This is a genomic window from Enterococcus sp. DIV0183, from assembly GCF_050541505.1.
Lineage (GTDB): Bacteria > Bacillota > Bacilli > Lactobacillales > Enterococcaceae > Enterococcus > Enterococcus faecalis.
In genome coordinates this window covers 2,088,540-2,110,527 of the sequence record NZ_CP172932.1, presented here as the reverse complement: position 1 = coordinate 2,110,527, position 21,988 = coordinate 2,088,540, and the positions used below count along the sequence as shown (strand labels likewise).

Annotated in this window: 19 protein-coding genes; 18 read left to right on the top strand and 1 reads right to left on the bottom strand. The window is 39.3% G+C overall.

Going from position 1 to position 21,988, the window contains the following annotated elements:
* Positions 1-90: 90 nt before the first annotated feature.
* From IGK72_RS10245 to nifJ, 14 genes are all read left to right on the top strand, one after another.
* The gene (locus IGK72_RS10245) at positions 91-450 is read left to right on the top strand and encodes a winged helix-turn-helix domain-containing protein (RefSeq protein ID WP_002356595.1); all 360 of its coding nucleotides are present in this window, start codon (positions 91-93) and stop codon (positions 448-450) included.
* The gene (locus tag IGK72_RS10240) at positions 447-1,454 is read left to right on the top strand and encodes an XdhC family protein (protein ID WP_002397107.1); all 1,008 of its coding nucleotides are present in this window, start codon (positions 447-449) and stop codon (positions 1,452-1,454) included. The genes IGK72_RS10245 and IGK72_RS10240 overlap by 4 nt, the downstream gene beginning before the upstream one ends.
* Positions 1,455-1,574: 120 nt before the next feature.
* The gene (gene xdh, locus IGK72_RS10235) at positions 1,575-4,148 is read left to right on the top strand and encodes a selenium-dependent xanthine dehydrogenase (RefSeq protein WP_165548617.1); all 2,574 of its coding nucleotides are present in this window, start codon (positions 1,575-1,577) and stop codon (positions 4,146-4,148) included.
* Between the two features lie 13 nt (positions 4,149-4,161).
* Positions 4,162-4,743 (top strand): molybdenum cofactor cytidylyltransferase, encoded by a 582-nt coding sequence (gene mocA / locus IGK72_RS10230; protein WP_002362594.1) that lies wholly within the window; start codon positions 4,162-4,164, stop codon positions 4,741-4,743.
* A gap of 13 nt (positions 4,744-4,756) precedes the next feature.
* Positions 4,757-5,905 carry a selenocysteine lyase SclA gene (sclA, locus tag IGK72_RS10225; RefSeq protein ID WP_023894475.1) on the top strand — a complete coding sequence of 383 codons (1,149 nt, stop codon included), beginning with the start codon at positions 4,757-4,759 and terminating at the stop codon, positions 5,903-5,905.
* 15 nt (positions 5,906-5,920) lie between these two features.
* Positions 5,921-6,943, top strand: coding sequence for a selenide, water dikinase SelD (gene selD, locus IGK72_RS10220; protein WP_165548615.1), 1,023 nt, complete (start codon positions 5,921-5,923; stop codon positions 6,941-6,943).
* Between the two features lie 15 nt (positions 6,944-6,958).
* On the top strand, positions 6,959-7,546 hold the full coding sequence (gene yedF / locus IGK72_RS10215; protein ID WP_002356602.1) for a sulfurtransferase-like selenium metabolism protein YedF: 588 nt from the start codon (positions 6,959-6,961) through the stop codon (positions 7,544-7,546).
* A gap of 20 nt (positions 7,547-7,566) precedes the next feature.
* Positions 7,567-7,824: a DUF3343 domain-containing protein gene (locus tag IGK72_RS10210; RefSeq protein ID WP_002356603.1), complete on the top strand. Its 258-nt coding sequence runs from the start codon at positions 7,567-7,569 to the stop codon at positions 7,822-7,824.
* Positions 7,812-8,567, top strand: coding sequence for a selenium cofactor biosynthesis protein YqeC (yqeC, locus tag IGK72_RS10205; RefSeq protein WP_002356605.1), 756 nt, complete (start codon positions 7,812-7,814; stop codon positions 8,565-8,567). The genes IGK72_RS10210 and yqeC overlap by 13 nt, the downstream gene beginning before the upstream one ends.
* Positions 8,531-9,361: a selenium-dependent molybdenum cofactor biosynthesis protein YqeB gene (yqeB, locus tag IGK72_RS10200; protein ID WP_002356611.1), complete on the top strand. Its 831-nt coding sequence runs from the start codon at positions 8,531-8,533 to the stop codon at positions 9,359-9,361. Before yqeC ends, yqeB begins: the two co-directional genes overlap by 37 nt.
* 235 nt (positions 9,362-9,596) lie before the next feature.
* Complete coding sequence (locus IGK72_RS10195) at positions 9,597-10,061, top strand: flavodoxin (protein WP_002382673.1); 465 nt, start codon at positions 9,597-9,599, stop codon at positions 10,059-10,061.
* Positions 10,062-10,098: 37 nt separating this feature from the next.
* Positions 10,099-10,956, top strand: coding sequence for a sulfide/dihydroorotate dehydrogenase-like FAD/NAD-binding protein (locus IGK72_RS10190; RefSeq protein ID WP_002365019.1), 858 nt, complete (start codon positions 10,099-10,101; stop codon positions 10,954-10,956).
* The gene (gltA, locus tag IGK72_RS10185; protein ID WP_165548613.1) at positions 10,949-12,367 is read left to right on the top strand and encodes an NADPH-dependent glutamate synthase; all 1,419 of its coding nucleotides are present in this window, start codon (positions 10,949-10,951) and stop codon (positions 12,365-12,367) included. The genes IGK72_RS10190 and gltA overlap by 8 nt, the downstream gene beginning before the upstream one ends.
* A 20-nt stretch (positions 12,368-12,387) precedes the next feature.
* Positions 12,388-15,921 carry a pyruvate:ferredoxin (flavodoxin) oxidoreductase gene (gene nifJ, locus IGK72_RS10180; protein ID WP_023894473.1) on the top strand — a complete coding sequence of 1,178 codons (3,534 nt, stop codon included), beginning with the start codon at positions 12,388-12,390 and terminating at the stop codon, positions 15,919-15,921.
* Between the two features lie 36 nt (positions 15,922-15,957).
* Here the strand turns inward: nifJ and IGK72_RS10175 are convergent, their stop codons facing one another.
* The gene (locus tag IGK72_RS10175; protein WP_165548609.1) at positions 15,958-17,373 is read right to left on the bottom strand and encodes a TrkH family potassium uptake protein; all 1,416 of its coding nucleotides are present in this window, start codon (positions 17,371-17,373) and stop codon (positions 15,958-15,960) included.
* A 369-nt stretch (positions 17,374-17,742) separates the two neighbouring features.
* On the opposite strand from IGK72_RS10175, the gene IGK72_RS10170 reads away from it, so the two are divergent.
* From IGK72_RS10170 to prmC, 4 genes are all read left to right on the top strand, one after another.
* Positions 17,743-19,260, top strand: a complete 1,518-nt coding sequence (locus IGK72_RS10170; RefSeq protein WP_002356617.1) for a flavocytochrome c — start codon at positions 17,743-17,745, stop codon at positions 19,258-19,260.
* Between the two features lie 226 nt (positions 19,261-19,486).
* Entirely contained in the window at positions 19,487-20,071 is a 585-nt protein-coding gene (locus IGK72_RS10165; protein ID WP_002356618.1) for a thymidine kinase, read from the top strand.
* Between the two features lie 11 nt (positions 20,072-20,082).
* Positions 20,083-21,156 carry a peptide chain release factor 1 gene (gene prfA, locus IGK72_RS10160; RefSeq protein WP_002356619.1) on the top strand — a complete coding sequence of 358 codons (1,074 nt, stop codon included), beginning with the start codon at positions 20,083-20,085 and terminating at the stop codon, positions 21,154-21,156.
* The gene (gene prmC, locus IGK72_RS10155) at positions 21,149-21,982 is read left to right on the top strand and encodes a peptide chain release factor N(5)-glutamine methyltransferase (protein ID WP_002378583.1); all 834 of its coding nucleotides are present in this window, start codon (positions 21,149-21,151) and stop codon (positions 21,980-21,982) included. The genes prfA and prmC overlap by 8 nt, the downstream gene beginning before the upstream one ends.
* Positions 21,983-21,988: the final 6 nt, after the last annotated feature.

The following is a 21,988-nucleotide window of genomic DNA, read 5'->3' as shown; positions in this document are numbered from 1 at the left end:
TTGCTTTTTTTGATACGAAAGTGAGTAAGCTTTCGTATCCTTTTTCCCTTACGTTATCTATAAAAAAATGAACGAATAAAGGAGGAGAAGATGTTTACGTATTCCCTAAACTTAAAATTAAAAACAGATCGGAACTTTTTTGGTCCTGGCGTTGTCGAAGTTTTACAAAAAATTCAGCAAACTGGGTCACTAAACTTAGCGGCAAAAGAGATGAAAATGTCTTATAATAAGGCATGGCGGATTGTGCGGGTAGCTGAAGAAGAGCTATCTTTTCCATTAATTATCAAAAGTGTTGGTGGTTGTAATGGTGGCGGGTCAATTGTTACGGATCAAGGAAAAGAGTTGATTGATCAATATCTTTTATTTGAGAAAAAAGTGTATCAACAGGTAGAGGCATGTTTTGAAGAAATCTTTAAAGAACAGGATGTAGTATCGGAGGAACTGAAATGAGAGAAGTATTTCAGCGTTTGAAACAGGCAATATTGGAAAAGCAAGACACGATGTTATTAACGATTGGTACAAGTTCAGGATCCACACCACGAAGTCAAGGGGCTAGAATGCTGGTTTCCGCCGAAGGTAGAATAGCCGGAACTGTTGGTGGTGGGGCGGTTGAATTTCAGGCTGAACAAGTGGCAAAAAAGCTACTTCTTGAGAAAGAAAATGCACAACGTCAATTTATTTTAGCCCCGAATAATATTGCTGATTTAGGTATGGTCTGTGGCGGGAATGTCACGATTTTTTTCCATTATCTTTCATGGGAAACGCCATTTTTAAAGGAGTTGTGTGAATCCATAGAAACGCATTTTCAAAATAACCAACAAGGTTGGTTAGTGACTGAACTAGATCAAAACAATTTAGGAAAAGTATCCTTTTATAGTGAAACAGGCGAATTGATTGGTTCCACTTCTTGGGAGGGGGAATTAAGTTTGCTACCTAAAGGTATCCATTGTGAGCAAAAAGAGGACATAATTTTTTTAACAGAAGCGATCCTCCAAGTAGGGAAAGTGTATATTTTTGGAAGTGGTCATGTCGCACGCGCATTGGTACCTATTTTAAACTATTTATCGTTTTATTGCGTTGTAGTGGACGATCGTCCAGAATTTTTGACGGCACAAGCTTTTCCACAAGCTGAAGAACTACGGGTGATTCCTTTAGAAAATTTAGCTGCGTTTATTGAAATAACGGCGGACGATTATGGTATAGTGATTACCAGAGGACACAATTTTGATTTCATCGTTGCCAAACAGTTATTGGAAACACCAGCCAAATATATTGGTGTGATGGGGAGCAAACACAAAATTGCTTCACAAGTTCGACGGTTAAAAGAGGTCGGTTATACAATGACTGAAATTGAAAGAATTTTCATGCCAATTGGCTTAGATATTGCAGCCGAAACACCAGAAGAGTTAGCGATTAGCATCGCGGGAGAATTAATTCAACAGCGCTATCAATAATGAGGATCTTCAAGTTAAATAAAAAAGTTTTTTTGCTAAAAAATAATTTTTAGAACGAAGATTTGTGGTATAATCTAGGTGATTGAACACTAAACTATATCAGAAATCGAGGTGCAAGAAATGTATTCAATTATTGTAAATGGTCAAAGTGAAACCTGTGAAACAAACAAAAAATTAATGGACTTTTTGCGGGAGGATCTGGGCCTAACTGGAACAAAAGATGGCTGTAACCAAGGCTCTTGCGGTGCATGTACGGTGTTAGTAAATGGAAAGGCTTCCAAAGCATGTTTGTTTACTCTAGAAAAATTAGCTGGTAAAGAAGTCACGACAATCGAAGGTTTAAGCCAACGGCAAAAAGATGTCTATGCCTATGCGTTCGCAAAAACGGGTGCAGTTCAGTGCGGGTATTGCATCCCTGGGATGGTTATTTCGGCACAAGGATTATTGAACAAGAAACCCGAACCCACAAAAGAAGACATTCAGAAAGCTATACGAGGAAACATTTGTCGTTGTACAGGATATGTGAAAATAATAGAAGCCATTCAGTTAGCAGCTAAAATGTTTTGTGAAGAAACGAGCATTACAGAAGAACATTCAAATGGTAAATTAGGGGAAGACTTCCAACGGGTCGATGCAGTGGAGAAAACCTTAGGAACAGGGATTTATGTAGATGACATTGACATAGAAGGAATGCTTCATGCATCTGCTTTACGGAGTGCCTATCCTCGCGCAAAAGTTCTATCAATCGATAGTACCCAAGCATTGGCGCATCCTGACTGTGTGGCTGTGTTCACAGCTAAAGACGTTCCAGGAAATAATAAAATTGGTCATTTAGAATTTATTTCCGATTGGGATGTAATGATTCCAGAAGGAGAAATAACACGGTACATTGGGGATGCAGTGGCACTCGTTGTTTCAAAAAGAAAAGAAACCTTACCAGAGATAAAAAATTTAGTGGAAGTTGATTACGAAGAAATGATACCGCTTACTTCTTGTGAAGCTGCTTTAGCAGAAGGTGCACCAGCTATTCATGAAAAGGGCAATATCTTGTCTCATGAACACTTGGTACGTGGCAATGCAGAGGAAGTGTTAGCAAATTCTGCGTTTGTAGTGTCAGAACATTATTCCGTACCAATTAACGAACATGCCTTTATGGAACCCGAGTGTGCGATTGCACAGCCTGAAGGTGAGGGCATTTTACTCTTTAGTGCGGGTCAAAGTATCTATGATGAACAACGGGAAGTGGCTCGGATGTTAGGACTAGACAAGGAAAAAATTCATGTTCAATCAAAACTTGTTGGTGGTGGTTTTGGTGGAAAAGAAGACATGAGTGTTCAGCATCATGCATCCTTAGCCGCTTGGTTATTGAAGAAACCAGTAAAAGTACTGCTAAGCCGTGAAGAAAGTTTGATGGTTCATCCCAAACGCCATGGCATGGAAATGGACTTTACGACCGGCTGTGATGAAGAAGGCAATTTAACTGCAATGAAAGCAGTGATTTATGCGGATACTGGGGCCTATGCTTCTTTAGGAGGACCGGTATTGCAACGGGCTTGTACACATGCGGCAGGTCCCTACAAGTATCAAACGATTGATGTGGAAGGGTTTGCTGTATATACTAATAATCCGCCAGCAGGTGCATTTCGCGGATTTGGTGTTTGCCAAACGGCTTTTGCAATTGAAAGTAATTTAAACTTGTTAGCAGAAAAAGTCGGACTATCACCATGGGAAATACGCTTTAAAAATGCCGTCGCCCCAGGAGATACTTTACCGAATGGACAATTGGTCTCGAAAAATGCGGCGTTAAAAGAAGCCTTGTTAGCGGTTAAAGACGTCTATGAACAAGCGGAAGTTGCTGGAATTTCTAGTTTCTTTAAAAATAGTGGCGTGGGTGTGGGGCTACCTGATACAGGGCGTTGTATTATTTCTGTTGAAGAAGGAAAAATACATGTCCGCACAAGTGCTGCTTGTATCGGTCAAGGGATGGCAACCGTTACGACGCAAATTGCCTGTGAAACATTAAATTTACCACCAGAAATGATTGTTGCGGAAGCACCTGATACGAGAAGAACGCCGAATTCAGGAACAACAACGGCTTCGAGGCAGTCACTCTTCACAGGAGAAGCTACTAGAAGAGCGGCAATGCAATTACGGTATGAGCTTGATATGGGACGTGCTTTAAGTGATTTGGAAGGTGAAGAATTTTATGGGGAATATTCAGCGAAAACGGATCCGTTAATTAATGATAAAAAAAGTCCAGTTAGTCATGCTGGTTATGGTTATGCTGCTGAAGTAGCTATTCTAGATGACAAAGGAAAAGTAGCTAAATTTGTGGCTGCGTATGATATGGGGCAAGTGGTGAATCCACGAGCTGCTGAAGGTCAAATTGAAGGTGGGATTGCGATGGGCATGGGGTATGCTTTAACTGAAAAATTTGCCTTAGAAGAAGGCTATGTTAAAGCAAAATATGCAACGCTAGGATTAGTGAACGCCACTCAAGTACCACCAATTGAAACAATTTTGGTTCATGCTGACAATCTTCACGAAGGTTTAGCTTATGGAATTAAAGGCGTAGGTGAGTTAGCAACGATCCCTACCGCACCAGCTTTAGCAGGCGCATATTTTGCCTTGGATGGTCAGCTCCGACCAAGTCTGCCTTTAGAAAATACCCCTTATCAAAAGAAAAAAAGATAAAAGGAGACAACTCATGTCACTCGTTAGTGTCATTATTCTAGCATCGGGCAATTCACAACGGATGGGCCAAAATAAATTGTTCTTAAAATATCAAGGAAAAACATTTTTAGAGCACACGTTAACCTTAGTGAATCAATTAGACGTATTAGAACGGATTTTAGTTGTTTCGCCTGAGAATCAGCCAGCGTTTCCTTTACCTAAGAACATTCAGTTGATTCTCAATCATCAATGGCAAGAAGGGCAAAGTAGCAGTATTCGTTTAGGAACTGAACAAGCTCGGGGAGCTGGCTATTTATACTTACCTAGTGATCAACCATTGTTAACACCTAAAATGCTACAACCCGTGTTAGATAAATGTCAGAGAAATAAAATTATAGTGCCATTACAAAAAGATGGTTGTCCTAGTAGTCCAGTATTATTCGGTAATCAATTTCGACAAGAACTATTAACATTGACTGGTGAAACAGGCGGACGCATGATTTATGAACGCTTTCCAGAAGCAGTTCAGATGTTGAGAATAGCGACTCCTGGCCGTTTAAAAGATATCGACACGCCAGAAGAGTACCAAAAATTAATTCAAGAAACCAATAGTTAGAGAGGAAAAACGTATGAAGGACTTGGTTTATTTAAATTATGCAGCGACTTCCTATAAAAAATTTCCAGCAACCATTGAGGCTTTGACTGCCTATTTAGCAGAAAATCAGTTCATGAATTACGGAAGAAATGCCCCTTTGCTTAGAGAGGGGCTTCCTCTTTTAGAGACACGTCAATTGTTAGCAGACTTTTTTCAGGCACCCAGTGCGGCTCAGATTACGTTTACGAATAACGCAACAACTTCCTTAAATCTTGCATTAGCGGGGATTTTACAACCTGGCGACCATGTGATTACGACCATGTTAGAACATCATGCAGTAGCTAGACCGCTTCACTTACTTGAGAAAGAACGAGGCATTTCAGTGACGTATGTTGCTTGTCAAAAAACGGGTCTGTTAGATGTAGAAGATATTCAGCGAGCCTGGCGAACGAATACAAAAGCCTTGGTGATGACACACGCATCCAATGTCTTAGGCACCATTTTACCCATTGAAGAATGTTTTCAATGGGCCAAACAGAAAGGATTATTAACCGTTTTGGATGCAGCTCAAACGGCGGGATTTTTACCAATAAAAATGACTCAGATGGCCATTGATGTGTTAGCCTTTACTGGACATAAAAGCTTATATGGATTAGCAGGTATTGGTGGGTTAGCTTTTAGTGAGCGAGGGGCTGAAGCGGTCAAACCACTGATAACGGGCGGCACTGGTAGCCATTCTAATTCCTTTGATCAACCCTCTTTTTTACCAGATAAATTTGAAGCTGGTACGTTAAACAGTTTAGGTATTCTAAGCTTAAATAGTTCTGTTAAAGAGTTGAATAAAATTGGTTTAGCAGCGATTCAAAAGCACGAACGAACCTTAATGCAGAATTTTTTAAATGGTTTATCAGGGTTACCTGTCACAATTTTAGGAACCAAGGACGTGGCACAAACTGTCCCTGTTGTTTCTATCACACTGTGGAATCAGGAAGAAACAATAGTGGCACAGCAACTAGCAGAACAATATGGCATTATGACGCGCGCAGGTTTGCATTGTGCACCATTAGCCCATCAAACAGCTGGGACTTTAGCAACTGGCACCTTACGTTTTAGCTTTGGTTGGCAGACAACGCCTGAAGAAATTACTTGGACAATTCACGCTTTACAAGAACTACTAATTTGAGAAGGAGCGGACAGCATGGATTTTTTATCACAATGTACATCAGGTGGCTGTGGGTCAAAAATTGAATCCCGTGTACTGAACCAATTGTTGCAACACTTACCCGAAACACCGGCAAATGAGCGGCTACTCGTCGGATTTGAACATGCCGACGACGCCGCTGTTTACCAAATAACGCCTGAAAAAGCTTTGATTTCAACGGTTGATTTTTTTTCACCAATGGTCAATGATCCGTTATCATTTGGAAAAATTGCGGTCGCTAATGCTTTAAGTGATGTCTATGCCATGGGCGGAACAGTCCTTTATGCGCTAAATCTTGTTTGTTTTCCACAAAAGATGTCAAAAGAATGGTTGGAACAAATGCTCTTGGGTGGCAGCTTAAAATTAAAGGAAGCGGGCGCTTTACTGGCGGGAGGTCATTCGATTTATGACCATGAACCCAAGTATGGCTTAGCGGTAACTGGAGAAGTTCATCCAGAAAATTTGTGGCATAATAATACGCCACAGGTGGGGGATGTCTTGATTTTAACTAAAGCATTAGGTGTAGGAATTATTCAAGCGGCTGTTCGGGGGCAATTAGCGAAGCAGACGGAACAAAAAATCGCGCAAGATTCGATGGAACGTTTAAATAAATATGCCGCTGCGAATGCTCGATCCTACGCAGTACATGCTTGTACTGATGTGACTGGGTTTGGTCTATTAATTCATGCAAAAGAAATGGCTGATAATCAGGTAACATTACTGATTGATACAGAAGTATTACCAACCATTACAGGAGCGTTGGCCTACGCCGCAGAATGTTTAGTCACTGCAGCTGGGCAAAGAAACCGCCAAACAATCGGAACGACAATCGATTATTCAAAAATTTCTATGGAAATGCAAGAACTTTTGTTTGATCCACAAACTTCTGGCGGACTGTTAATTAGTGTCGCTGCTGACGAAGCGGCAGCCTGTTTAGCAGCTATTCAAAAAGAGGACCCTGTTGCCAAAATTATTGGCGAGGTTCTGCCAAAAGAACAACAAGCAGTAGTACTTTTATAGAGAGAAGGGCCAAATATGAAATTAGTAGATGCATTGGGGAAACCTTGCCCAATACCTGTGATTGAAACAAAAAAAGCTTTGGCGGAGTTAGGTTTAGCTGGAGGCACTATCGAGGTATTAGTCGATAACGAAGTAGCCATTGAAAATTTAAAAAAATTAGCTACTAAAAAACAGGCCACTTTGACTGCGAAGCAGATAGAAGCCACGGTTTTCTCTGTCAAAATTACGGTACCTGAAGAAGCGACTCAACAAACAAGTCAGTCAGCAACAGATTTAGTAATTACGATTGGCTCCGATCAATTAGGTACTGGAGACGAGCAGCTAGGACGACTATTAATGAAAAGTTATCTTCAATCATTATCAGAAGCAGAAACTGTTCCTACACAGCTATTATTCTTTAATCGAGGGGCGTTTTTAACGAATCAAGCAGCGAATACCTTAGCTGATTTGCAACAATTAGCGGAGAAGGGAACCACGATTCAAACGTGTGGGGCCTGTTTAGATTTTTATCATTTAACAGACACCTTAGCTATCGGCTCTATTACTAATATGTACGAAATTGTTGAAACAATGAATCAAGCGGCTAAAGTAATTACGCTTTAACAAAAAAAGAAGGTGAAAAGATGGAGTATTTGCTAACCTTTCCGAATACACATTATGCTGTTCTGGCAGAACAAGTACTGTTGGCAAGAAAGGTGGCTGTTCGCGTCTTTACTTTGCCACCATCATTGACGGATGGCTGTGGGATCGGTTTACTCATTAATGAAGCGGAAATAACTCACAGTGTATGTTTTTTAGAAGAAGCAAAAGTACGCGTAGCCTCTATTTTTTCTGTGAAAAATGACCTTGGGGAAAGGAGGTACCAACTGTGGAGTCCTTAAAAAAGTGTTTTGATTTACAAGGAAAGGAGATTGTGTCAATTGTTGGTAGTGGTGGGAAAACAAGCTTAATGTGGGCGCTAGCAAAAACATATCGAAAGGAAGCTGTTCTGGTTAGTACAACCACAAAAATTGGGTTTCCCCAACGTCAATTGTATGATTATTTTTATACAAACCATTTTGAAAAAATAACGCCGAATATCTGCGGAATCACTTTAGCAGGAACCGCTATCAACAACCAAACAAAACTAACGATGCCTGCAATGACCTCGTTTCAAACATTGTTTCAGCACTTCACGAAAGTTTTTTTAGAAGCGGATGGGTCCAAACAACGACCTTTGAAAGGCTGGTCCTCTTATGAACCCGTGATATTAAAAGAAACAACCACCACAATTGGTGTGCTTCCGATTTCTGTGATTGGTCAAAAGATAGATGTAACGACCATTCATCGGTTGCCGCTTTTTTTGGAATTAACCGATGCGCAACTACAAGAACCAATCACAGAAACATTGTTAGCTCAACTGATTGCTCATCCAAAAGGATTGTTTAAAGAGAGCCAAGGCCAACGAATTTTATGTTTAAATCAAACCCATACGCGAAGAGAGTTCGTTCAAGCGATGAATGTCTGTCTTCAATTACCCAAAAGCTGTTTTGAAAAATTAGACAAGATTATTGCTTGCAATATGGAATTAGAGAAAGGACTTATTTTATGGGAGAAATCAGTCAAAACATCCAAGAAAAATTAGTGATTGTTCGCGGAGGAGGCGATCTAGCGACAGGTGTTATCCAAAAATTATGGCACGTTGGCTTTAAAATACTAGTATTAGAAACAGAATGTCCTTTGGCCATTCGGCGGACTGTTTCAGTTTGTGATGCTATTTTCCAGAAAGAACAAAGAGTGGAAGATTTGGTTGCTGTTCGAATTACTTCATTAAAGGATTGCGCGAAATGTTGGCAGCAAAATAAGCTGCCTGTTTTTGTCGATCAAACAGCAAGTGCTATTCAACAATTGAAACCACTGATTGTTATCGATGCGATTTTGGCTAAGAAAAATTTAGGTACGCATCGAGGAATGGCACCGATTACGATTGCTTTAGGACCAGGCTTTTCAGCACCGCAAGATGTCGATGTTGTGATTGAGACAATGCGTGGACATAGGTTGGGACGTTTATACTTTGAAGGAACAGCTTTACCTAATACAGGTATTCCAGGTGAAATTGGCGGAAAAAGTGCGGAACGAGTTGTCCATGCCCCTGCTTCAGGACAAGTTACCCACCTTAAAAACATAGGGGATCTCGTGTTGAAAGGGGAAGCATTATTTTTAATCGATCAGGTTCCAGTTTATTCGCCTCTGACAGGGACTTTGAGAGGATTGATTTCAGAAAAGGTAACCTGTTATCAAGGGTTGAAGTGTGCAGATGTAGATCCTCGACCAGTTGAGAAAGTCGATTGCTTGACGATCTCCGACAAAGCTCGTGCATTAGGGGGAGCGGTTTTAGAAGCAATTTTTATGATTGGAAGAAGGAAAAACGTTTTATAAAAAAGAACCTAAATAATATTTTTTTTACCTTAAAAATATTGTTAAAAAGGTTTGGAATGTGGTATAGTAAAGACGTAGTAAAAAATACTCTATCTCGAAAGGGGAAGAGTACATACTTAGTTAGATTAGTTTGTGAATAAAATCATTTGTAAAAGTTATTTTTTTAAGGATTAATGTAAGGGGTTACAATTGCATTTGAATGCATTGAAATATTTAGGAAAAAGAAAGGAAATGAATGAAGATGGCACTAGTAAAAATTGTTTATGCAAGTATGACTGGAAACACAGAAGAAATTTCCGAGATTTTGGAAGAACAGTTTCAAGAAGCTGGAGTTGAAGTAGAACGTGAAGAATGTTCAGAAGTTGATGTAGACTTCTTTGATGATGCAGATGCTTGTATTATCGCAACGTATACTTATGGTGATGGGGAACTGCCTTTTGAATTTGAAGATTTCTTTGATGAATTAACTGAGAAGGATTTAGCAGGTAAGCCATTTGGTGTTGTTGGCTCCGGTGATCGTGAATATGGTGAATTTTTCTGTAAATCAGCGCATGATTTTGTAGGAGCTTTTGAAAAAGCTGGTGCTAAAAAAGTAGCTGAAACAGTTGAAATTGAAAACAATGCAGAAGAAGAAGACATCGAAATGCTAAAAACATTTGTTAAAAGTGTCGCCACAACTTTATCTGATAGCGTTGCCTAAGGGTTTAAGAAAGTAGGAGTCAGAATGAAAAGGAACGATGAAGGTAGGTATTTCAATGTTTAATATTCTTCAATCGACTCAATTATCTAGTAATACATTTGATTTTTGGCTGGAAGCGCCAAGAATAGCGACACATGCTCAGGCTGGACAGTTTGTTATTTTAAGAATTGACGAAAAGGGAGAACGGATCCCCTTAACGATTGCGGAGACAAATCCACAAGCAGGCAGTATTCGAATTATTTTCCAAGTAATCGGTAAGACAACAGCTGCACTTTCCCAACTTAAAACTTCAGACTCTTTGTTGGATATCACTGGACCTTTAGGTATGCCCACAGAAGTGAAGCAATATGGAACGGTGATGGTTGTCGGTGGCGGGGTTGGTATCGCGGCTATTTATCCAATTATCAAGGCTTTAAAAGAAGCAGGCAACCGAGTGATTACGATTTTGGGAGCACGAACAGCTGAGTTAGTTCTGTTACAAGAAGAATGCCGTCGTTATTCAGATGAGCTAATCATTACAACGGATGATGGTTCATTAGGTAAAAAGGGCTTAGTAACAGAAGCGATGGAAGAAGTTATTGCACGTGAATCTGTAGCGTGCAGTTGGGCGATTGGGCCCAGCATCATGATGAAATTTTGTACCTTGACAGCTGAAAAACATCAATTACCAATTTATGTTTCCTTGAATCCTATTATGATTGACGGAACAGGCATGTGTGGCGGTTGTCGGGTCACTGTTGATGGCACCATGAAATTTGCCTGTGTTGATGGACCTGAGTTTAAAGGCAATGAAGTAAATTGGGATGAATTCATTAATCGAATGAAGCAATATCAGGAAGAAGAAGCAGTTTGCTTTACAGATCGTTTGAAAGAGCAGGTGGAGAAAAATGGCTAGAAAAAGTCGTATAAAAACACCGATTGCGGAACAAGCACCTACTATCAGAAAGAATAATTTTGAAGAGGTTTGCTTAGGCTATACATTAGCAGAAGGGCAAGAAGAAGCGATTCGCTGTTTACAATGTAAAAATGCACCTTGTATTGCTAAATGCCCCGTGATGATTGATATTCCTGGATTTATTTTAGCTATTCGTGAAGGAAACATGGAACAAGCAGCCGATATTTTAAGTAAATATACGAATTTACCTGCTATTTGTGGACGCGTTTGTCCGCAAGAGAAACAATGTGAACAAGTTTGTAAATTAGGGAAAGCCAAAAACTTTGAACCAGTGGCAATTGGCAAATTAGAACGTTTAGTTGCCGATTGGGCATTAGAAAATCACAAGTTTCCTAAGAAAACAGCGGAACCAACAAAAGGGAAAATCGCAGTGGTCGGTTCTGGTCCTTCTGGGTTAACAGTTGCGGGGGATTTGGCAAAGCTAGGCTACGAAGTAATTATTTTTGAAGCGCTTCATGAAGCTGGTGGCGTATTAACCTATGGCATACCTGAATTTCGATTACCGAAAAAAATTGTTAAACAAGAAATTGCGAGTATTGAAGCCTTAGGTGTAACAATAGAAACCAATGTGGTAGTAGGTAAAACGATTACGATGGAAGAAATAATGTCAGAGTTTGATGCCTGTTATCTATCGGTTGGTGCAGGGGCACCAAATTTTATGGGAATCCCAGGAACTAGTTTAAATGGGGTTTATTCTTCTAGTGAATTTTTAACACGAATCAATTTAATGCATAGCTATGAGTTTCCAGAATATGATACACCGATTAAACGTGCTAAAAATGTTGTTGTGATTGGCGGCGGGAATGTTTCAATGGATGCCGCTCGTTCAGCCAAACGATTAGGCGCTGAAAATGTGAACATTGTGTATCGTCGTTCGTTAGAAGAATTACCAGCAAGAATTGAAGAATACCACCATTCCCTTGAAGAAGGAATTAACTATTATTGGTTAACGAATCCAATTGCTTATTTAGATGACCAACAAGGAAATCTAGCCGGTGTTGAATGTGTCAAAATGGTTTTAGGTGAACCAGATGTGTCTGGAAGACGACGGCCAGAACCGGTTCCAGACAGCACGTTTACCATTCCTGCTGATGCAGTAATCGAGGCAATTGGCCAAGGGGCAAATCGCGTCTTGTTATCAACATATCCAGAAATAGAACTAAACCAATGGGGTTACATTCAAGCTGATCCTAAAACAGGAGCAACCTCAATACCTGGCGTTTTTGCTGGGGGCGATATAGTCACAGGTGCTGCCACCGTTATTTTAGCGATGGGCGCTGGGAAAATCGCAGCTAATGCAATTGATCAGTATGTCAAAACACAAAAAACAACAGTCACAAGCAATGTTTAGGAAAGATAAAAGGTGAAAAAATGAAAAAAACAATGGATGGAAACACCGCAGCGGCTTATATTTCATATGCGTTTACAGAAGTTGCCGCTATTTATCCTATCACACCAAGTTCAACAATGGCTGAGTTGGTAGATGAATGGGCGGAAAGTGGTTTAAAAAATATTTATGGTCAAAAAGTTCAAGTTATTGAAATGCAATCAGAAGCTGGGGCAGCGGGAGTAGTTCATGGTTCGTTAAAAACAGGTGCGTTAACCACTACTTATACTGCTTCACAAGGTTTACTGTTGATGATTCCCAATATGTATAAAATCGCAGGAGAATTGCTGCCTTCTGTGTTTCATGTGGCGGCTCGGGCAGTAACGACAAGTGCGTTGAGTATTTTTGGTGATCATGGCGATGTGATGGCTACCCGCCAAACAGGTTTTTGTATGTTAGCAGAATCGAGTGTTCAAGAAGTGATGGATTTGTCGGCAGTTGCTCATTTAGCTAGCTTAGAAGGTAGTTTACCTTTTGTAAACTTTTTTGATGGTTTTAGAACGAGCCATGAACTACAAAAAATCGAAGTGATTGATTATGATGACCTGAAAGAAATGGTGAATCAGGAAGCTGTAACTCGTTTTAGAATGGGAGGCATGAATCCTAATCATCCCACTGTTTCAGGGACCGCTCAAAATCCTGACATTCATTTTCAACAAAGAGAAACAGTCAATAAAAATTACGAAGAAATGCCAAAAATTGTTCAAAAATACATGAAAAAAATTAACAATCTTCGTGGAACAACGTATGATTTAACCGATTATTATGGGGTTGAAGATGCAACAGAAGTCATTATTTCAATGGGGTCGGCTTCACCAGTAATCAAACAAACAGTCGACTATCTCAATCAACAAGGACGCAAAGTTGGTTTTATCAATATTCATTTATATCGTCCATTTCCTACCGAAAACCTTCTTGAAAAATTACCAGCTACAGTAGAAAAGGTTGCGGTTTTAGATCGAACAAAAGAATCAGGAGCCGAAGGGGAACCGTTATTGCTAGATGTTCAAAGCGCTCTCTATCAACATGAAAATCGTCCAATTGTGATTGGTGGACGTTATGGGTTAGGTTCTAAAGACGTAGCGCCTAATCAAATTAAAGCGATCTATGACCATTTGTTATTGCCATTTAAAGAATTAAAACAACGCTTTACGGTGGGGATCGTTGATGATGTAACCTATCAATCATTGCCAGAAGAACCTACTTTAGATTTAACGCCAGATACTACCTTCCAAGCAAAATTTTGGGGCTTTGGTTCTGACGGAACTGTGGGAGCAAACAAGCAAGCGATTAAAATTATCGGAGATCATACCGACCTTTATGCACAAGCTTACTTTAGTTATGATTCTAAAAAATCAGGCGGTTTAACCGTTTCGCATCTGCGTTTTGGTAAAGAGCCAATTACTTCCACGTATTTAATTGAACAAGCAGATTTCATCGCTTGTCATAATGCTTCCTATTTGCATAAATACGACCTGTTAAAAGGTTTAAAAGATGGCGGAACGTTTTTACTGAATACTATTTGGGATCAAGAAAAAGTTCACCGTTTATTACCGGCTAAGTTAAAAAAATATATTGGGGAGCACCAAATCAAATTTTATATTATCAATGCGGTTGAGTTAGCTCGCAAAGTAGGCTTAGGCCGTCGGATCAATACAGTGATGTCTACTGCCTTTTTTGAAGTAACAAATATTTTAACGAAAGAGCAATATTTACCGTTACTTAAAGAAGAAGTGAAAAAGACTTATGGAAAAAAATCAATGGAAATTGTTGAAAAAAATTACCAAGCGATTGATGCTACCTTTGAATCGCTGCAAGAAATCGTAGTTCCAGAAGATTGGGCAACCATTGTTTTAGAACCAGAAAATCAAGAGTCGGAAGCTCCAGCTTTTGTGACAAATATTTTAGAACCAATCAATCGTCAAGAAGGGGATCAGCTGACCGTTTCAGATTTGATTGAAAACGGAATGAAGGGCGGTGCCATTCCTATGGGCACTGCGGCTTATGAAAAACGTGGCATTGCGTTAGAAGTGCCTGAGTGGCAAATGGATAAGTGTACGATGTGTAATGAATGTGCCTTTGTTTGTCCACATGCGGCTATTCGACCGTTTTTAGCGGATGAAGAAGAACTGAAAGAAGCACCTGCAGGTTTTGCCATGCGCGAAATGCGTGGCACAGATGGGTTGATGTATCGTATCCAAGTTTCTTTAGAAGACTGTACAGGTTGTGGTCTTTGTGTTCAGGCATGTCCCGTGAAAGACAAGGCGATTTTAATGAAACCTTATGAAACTCAGAAAGAGCAAGCGATGAATTGGGCCTTTGCGATGACTCTTAAACAAAAAGCCAACCCAGTCAAAAAACTTTCTGTTAAAGGTTCCCAATTTAACCAGCCATTGATGGAATTTTCAGGTGCTTGTGAAGGCTGTGGCGAAACACCTTATATTAAGTTGTTGACGCAATTATTTGGTGATCGAATGATGATTGCTAACGCAACAGGCTGTTCATCAATTTGGGGTGGTTCGTCACCGGTGACGCCTTATACAACGAACGAATGTGGCCAAGGACCAGCTTGGAGTAATTCGCTGTTTGAAGATAATGCGGAATATGGTTATGGTATGTATATTGCCAATCGAACGAAACGTCAACATTTAGCTAGTCTGGTTGAAGAAAGTCTTGCTAAAAACGTCGGATCAGATTCACTTCAAGCCTTGTTAAATGATTGGTTGGAACACATGGCTGAAGGGGAAGGAACACAACAGCGAGCAACCAAACTAGCGGCAGCATTAAGTGAAGAAGCCGATGAAGATCCACTTTTAACAAAAATTTACGAACAAAAAGATTTATTAGTGAAAACGAGTCAATGGATTGTCGGCGGCGATGGTTGGGCCTATGATATCGGGTTTAGCGGCATTGATCATGTTCTTGCTAGTGGGGAAGATGTTAATATTTTTGTTATGGATAACGAAGTGTATGCCAATACAGGCGGACAAACATCTAAAGCTACACCAGCTTCAGCCATTGCCAAATTCTCAGCGGGTGGGAAACATACCTCTAAAAAAGATTTAGGGATGATGGCAATCACTTATGGGAATGTCTATGTTGCACAAGTGGCTTTAGGCGCAAACTCAATGCAAACGATTAAAGCAATTGACGAAGCGGAGCGGTACCCAGGCCCATCAATTATCATTGGTTATACCCCATGTATTAATCACGGGGTCAAAGGTGGAATGGTTCGGACGTTAGATCAAGCCAAAGAAGCCGTTGAATCTGGCTATTGGCCACTTTATCGCTATAATCCAGAGTTAGTTAAGAAAGGCAAAGATCCGATGGTCATTGACTACAAGAAAACAGATTTTGACAAAATGCGTGATTTCCTTGAAAAACAAACACGTTACTCTGCGTTGCATACAATTAAACAGAATCAAGAAGTAGTCGAACATTTACTTGATAAAACTAAAGAAGATGCAATTGAACGCTCTGAAAGTTATAACAAACTAGTCACACACATGAAAAAATAAAAAAACAAAGCCTCTTACTTGAGAGGCTTTGTTTTTTTATCCAATAATAATTTTTTCTGAAGGGTATTCGTAGCCTAAGTCACGTGTTTCTTTTGGTACAAAAATCATTAAGGTATAAAGCATACCAATACGTCCAATAAACATTAATAAGGCAATCATTAATTTACCTACTGTTGTTAAATCGTCTGTAATGCCCAAAGAAAGACCGGTTGTCCCAAAGGCAGAAGCGACTTCCACAATGATTGAAATCAAGGGAAGATTTTCAGTGGCTGACAAAAAGACGACAGCGAAAAAGCACATAATCAAAGATAACATGAAGACGACAATCGATTTTTTGACATCATCGTCATCTATTTTACGGCTAAAGACGCTAATATCATCTTCACTTTTTAAAAAGGCTAACAAATACAAGCCAATAATCGCAACAGTCGTTGTTCGAACACCACCACCAACAGAGCTAGGACTACAACCAATAAACATTAACACAGAAAAAATAATCAACGTTGTAATTTGGAAGTCCCCTAAATCATTAATTTGGAGGCCAGCGTTTCGTGTAGTCATCGAATAAAACATCGAACTTACCCAACGGCCACTTTCATTCATTGTCAAAAATAGGTGATCTTTTTCTAATAAGTAAATCAAAATAGTCCCACCAATAAACAGAACAATAAACGCTAGCAAAGCAATTTTACTAAACAATGAGAAGCGGAAAGGCAAGCCTCGTTTCTTCTTGCGAAAGTTCTTTTTCTTAAAATGTAACCACTCATGAATTTCCAGTAAAACGGGAAATCCAATTCCGCCGATAAAAATTAAGAACATAATTGCCAGTAAAAAGAGATAATCATGAGCAAAAGGGATAATTGAATCACCTGAAATATCAAAGCCTGAATTAGTCACTGCAGAAATAGCTTGATAAAATCCATAAAATATCGCATCTCGCCAGTTCGTATAATAACCACTTATATAAAAATAAAGCGAAAAGAGCGAGCCGAAGATTACTTGGAACCAAATTAAAATCAAAAAAGTGGTGCGGATCAGTCGAACAATTCCGCTCAGTCGCGGCTGATTCATGTCAGTCATAATTAACTGACGTTGCTTTAATGTGATTCGCCGTTTTGATAAAATAAAAAAGACCGTTGAAATCATCATAATCCCTAAGCCACCAACTTGGAAAAGAACCTCCAATAAGACGATCCCACGATCATTAAAAACCGAATTAATATCGACTGTGGTGAGTCCAGTAACACTGACTGTACTGATTGCTAAGAAAAATAAATCAATAAAAGGAACACGCGAGTCAGGTTCTCTGAAAATAGGGAGGCAAAACAATAAATAAGAAATAACCGTCATTAATATGTAATAAGCGACGATGATTTGAATAGATGAAAAATTTTTGCGAATAAATCGATCGCTTTTTCGCTGTGCCAGCCACAGCAAACGTGTATGGTTCACTAGATAACCTCCCAATTCTAATTAAACTAAGTATACCAAAACTTTTCGCCTCAAACGAATAATTCTGCCAGAAAATCCTTGAAATGACAAATAAAAATAAGAAATTCGTTAGAAATAATTGGAAAACATCCACAAACAAGCGAGAACATGATATTTTATGAAAGAATAGAAAAATAGGTTGTTCCCCAAACAACTTATTGCTAATTGGTCAGTTTGTCTAACGATACAACTTTAAAAAGTAGTGGTAGCTTTTTTATTTCGGTTGATATGTGAATGTGTTCACTTTATGTAACAAACTGTTATTTTTATTCAAATGAAAAATAAGAAATTGTGTTGGTAGAAATCAATAGTTTATAAGGTGGGAAAACAATGAAAAAAGTGTTAATGGGAGTTCTTTCCCTAGGGTTATTATTAGGTGCAGCAACAGGTTGTACAAGCGATCAAGAAAAAGCTGCTGGTAAAACAAAAGCATCTTCTGAAAAAACAGAAGCAACATCTGGGGCCTCTGCTAATGGTTATACAGATCCAAGTGAACTAAAAGACAGTTATGATGTTGTTATTGTTGGTTCAGGTGGTGCGGGGATGACCGCTGCATTACAAGCCAAAGAAGCTGGTATGAATCCAGTTATTTTAGAAAAAATGCCTGTTGCAGGTGGGAATACAATTAAATCTTCTTCAGGAATGAATGCTTCACAAACAAAATTCCAAGAAAAAGAAGGCATTAAAGATAGCAACGATAAATTCTTTGAAGAAACACTAAAAGGCGGTAAAGGAACCAACGATCAAGAATTACTACGTTATTTTGTTGATCATTCAGCTGAAGCAATTGATTGGTTAGATACAAAAGGAATTACATTGAGCAATTTAACGATTACAGGTGGAATGAGCGAAAAACGCACACACCGTCCTGCTGACGGATCAGCAATTGGGGGCTATCTAGTTGACGGTTTAGTACGTAACGTTCGCGAAGAAAAAATTCCATTGTTTGTTGATGCTGACGTGACAGACTTAGTTGAAGAAAACGGTCAAATCGATGGCGTAAAAGTGAAAATGAAAGATGATAAAGAAAAAACAGTTAAAGCAAAAGCAGTCGTTGTCACAACAGGTGGTTTCGGTGCCAACGAAAAATTAATTACACAATACAAACCAGAATTGAAAAACTATGTTACAACGAACCAAGAAGGCACAACAGGTGACGGTATCCAAATGATTCAAAAAGTTGGCGGTGCGTTAGTGGATATGAAAGAAATTCAAATTCACCCAACTGTTCAACAAAGCGATGCTTTCTTAATTGGTGAAGCAGTTCGTGGAGAAGGCGCAATCTTGGCTTCTCAAAAAGGAGAACGTTTTGTTAATGAGTTAGATACACGTGACAAAGTTTCTGCAGCAATCAATGCCTTACCAGAAAAATCAGCTTATTTAGTCTTTGACCAAGGCGTTCGCGACCGTGCAAAAGCCATTGATTTCTATGATCAAAAAGGTTTCGTGGAAAAAGGTGAAACGATTGAAGAATTAGCTGAAAAAATTGGCATGCCTGCCGATACATTGAAAGCAACGATTGATACTTGGAACCAAGATGTTAATGCCAAAGATGACAAACAATTTGGCCGGACAACTGGCATGGAAGCTGACTTAAGCACAGCGCCTTACTACGCAATTAAAATTGCACCAGGGATTCACCACACAATGGGTGGCGTGAAAATCAACACGAAAACAGAAGTTTTACGTGAAGATGGCACACCAATTAAAGGTCTATATGCTGCTGGTGAATTAACAGGTGGCTTACATGGTCAAAACCGTATCGGAGGCAATGCCATCGCCGATATTATCATTTATGGTCGTCAAGCAGGTACGCAATCAGCAGAATTTGCCTCTGCTCAAAAATAACTAGCATTAAAAAGTCTGAAATTGTAGTCAAATAACTACAATTTCGGGCTTTTTTATTGCATACTAGCAGGATCATTAGTTGGAGTATAAACAGCCCTGCTAAAATGACTTTGGCGTAGATTCTGTTTTTTTCAGAAAAATGCACGACCATTTTAGCTAAAAATACTGCTTTTTTGCTGAAAATATAGTAAAATACGTAAGGAACTAACGGAAAGGTGTAGTGAACATGGCTCAATTATTTTTCAAGTATGGCGCAATGAACAGTGGTAAAACCATTGAAATCTTAAAAGTAGCACACAATTACGAAGAACAAGACAAACCAGTTGTTTTGATGACCAGTGGACTAGATACACGTGATGGTGTCGGGAAAGTATCCAGTCGCATCGGATTACGCAGAGATGCTATTCCAATTTTTGAAGAAACCAATGTCTTTGACTTGATTAATGATTTGTCTTACAAACCTTTTTGCGTATTAGTCGATGAATGTCAATTTTTAAACAAGCATCATGTCATTGAATTTGCACGAATTGTTGACGAATTAGATATTCCAGTAATGGCATTTGGGCTAAAGAATGATTTTAGAAATGAATTATTTGAAGGCTCAAAGTATTTACTTTTATATGCAGACAAATTAGAAGAATTAAAAACGATTTGCTGGTTCTGTCATAAAAAAGCAACTATGAACTTGCACTATATTGATGGCAAACCCGTTTATGAAGGGGATCAAGTCCAAATTGGTGGGAATGAAGCCTACTATCCTGTTTGTCGCAAACATTATTTTCATCCAAAAACAGTGAATGAAGAACAGTAAGGAGAGACACTATGTACGATCAATTACAATCTATTGAAGATCGCTATGAGGAATTGGGCGAATTATTAAGTGACCCAGCAGTCATTAGCGATACAAAACGTTTCATGGAATTATCGAAAGAAGAAGCTAATACACGTGAGACGGTTGAGGTTTATCGCCGATATAAACAAGTTGTTGAAGGGATTAGCGATGCCGAAGAACTTTTAAGTGAAAACTTAGATGCGGAAATGGCCGAAATGGCGAAAGAAGAACTTTCTGATTTGAAAAAAGAAAAAGAAGTGTTAGAAGACCGCATTAAAATTTTATTATTACCAAAAGACCCAAATGATGATAAAAATATCATCATGGAAATCCGTGGTGCAGCCGGTGGCGATGAAGCCGCACTTTTTGCTGGCGACTTATTTAATATGTACCAAAAATATGCAGAAGCACAAGGGTGGAAAGCGGAAGTTTTAGAAGCGAACGTCACTGGAATCGGTGGATATAAAGAAGTAATTATGATGATTTCAGGAGATAACGTCTTTTCAAAATTAAAATACGAAAGTGGCGCTCACCGCGTGCAACGAGTTCCTTCAACAGAATCACAAGGACGGATTCATACATCGACAGCAACCGTTGTAGTTATGCCGGAAGCGGAAGAAGTCGAAATCGAATTAGCTGATAAAGATATCCGTGTCGATATTTATCATGCAAGTGGCGCTGGTGGACAGCACGTCAATAAAACCGCTTCGGCTGTTCGTTTAACCCATTTACCAACAGGAATCGTGGTCGCAATGCAAGATGAACGTTCACAGCTAAAAAACCGTGAAAAAGCAATGAAAGTTTTGCGTGCTCGTGTGTATGACCAAATTCAACAAGAAGCACAAAGTGAATATGATGCTAACCGTAAATCGGCGGTGGGGACCGGAGATCGTTCAGAACGAATCAGAACGTATAACTTCCCACAAAATCGAGTAACGGATCATCGTATTGGTTTAACCATCCAAAAACTAGACCAGATTCTTGCTGGCAAATTAGATGAAATCATTGATGCATTAGTCTTATATGATCAAACATCGAAATTAGAAGAGATGCAAAATGGCTAAACGTTACTTTGAAGTCCTTAACTGGGCTTCTTCTTTTTTAGAGGCGCAAGGCAAAGAAGGCTATGCTATTCACTATGTTTTTTTAGAACGTAAAGGTTGGGATAAAACGCAGTGGCTCCTGCATATGCAAGAAGAAATGCCCAAAGAAGAAGAGGAACAATTAAAAACGGATTTAGCCCAATTATTGACAGATTACCCAGCACAATATTTACTAGGACAAGCTGAATTTTATGGACATTCCTTTATTGTTAATGAACATACTTTGATTCCTAGGCCAGAAACAGAAGAATTAGTCGAGCGTTGCTTAAAAGCCAATCCAGATACTCCTTTGACGGTCGTGGATGTCGGAACAGGGACAGGTGCCATTGCGATTAGCTTGAAACTGGCACGGCCCAACTGGCGAGTTATTGCCATTGATCTTTCGGAGGAAGCGTTGACTGTCGCTAAACAAAACGCGCAAGCATTAGGTGCTGGCATCGAATTTTATCATGGGAATGGCTTACAGCCAGTTGCTTCTGAAAAAATTGATCTGCTTATTTCTAATCCGCCCTATATTAGTGAACAAGAATGGCATTTAATGGATGCAAGTGTCCGAACGTATGAACCTAAAACCGCTTTATTCGCTGAAAATAACGGTTTGGCTTTATACCAACAATTAATTCATGAAAGTCAAACGATGCTTAAAGCAGACGGTAAAATTTATTTTGAAATAGGGTTTCAACAAGGCGCGGCCCTCCAAGAATTATTGAGCGCCGTCTATCCACAAAAAACAATTAAAATTGAAAAAGATTTATCTGGCAACGATCGCCTCGCGATAGCCGAGTAACTAAGG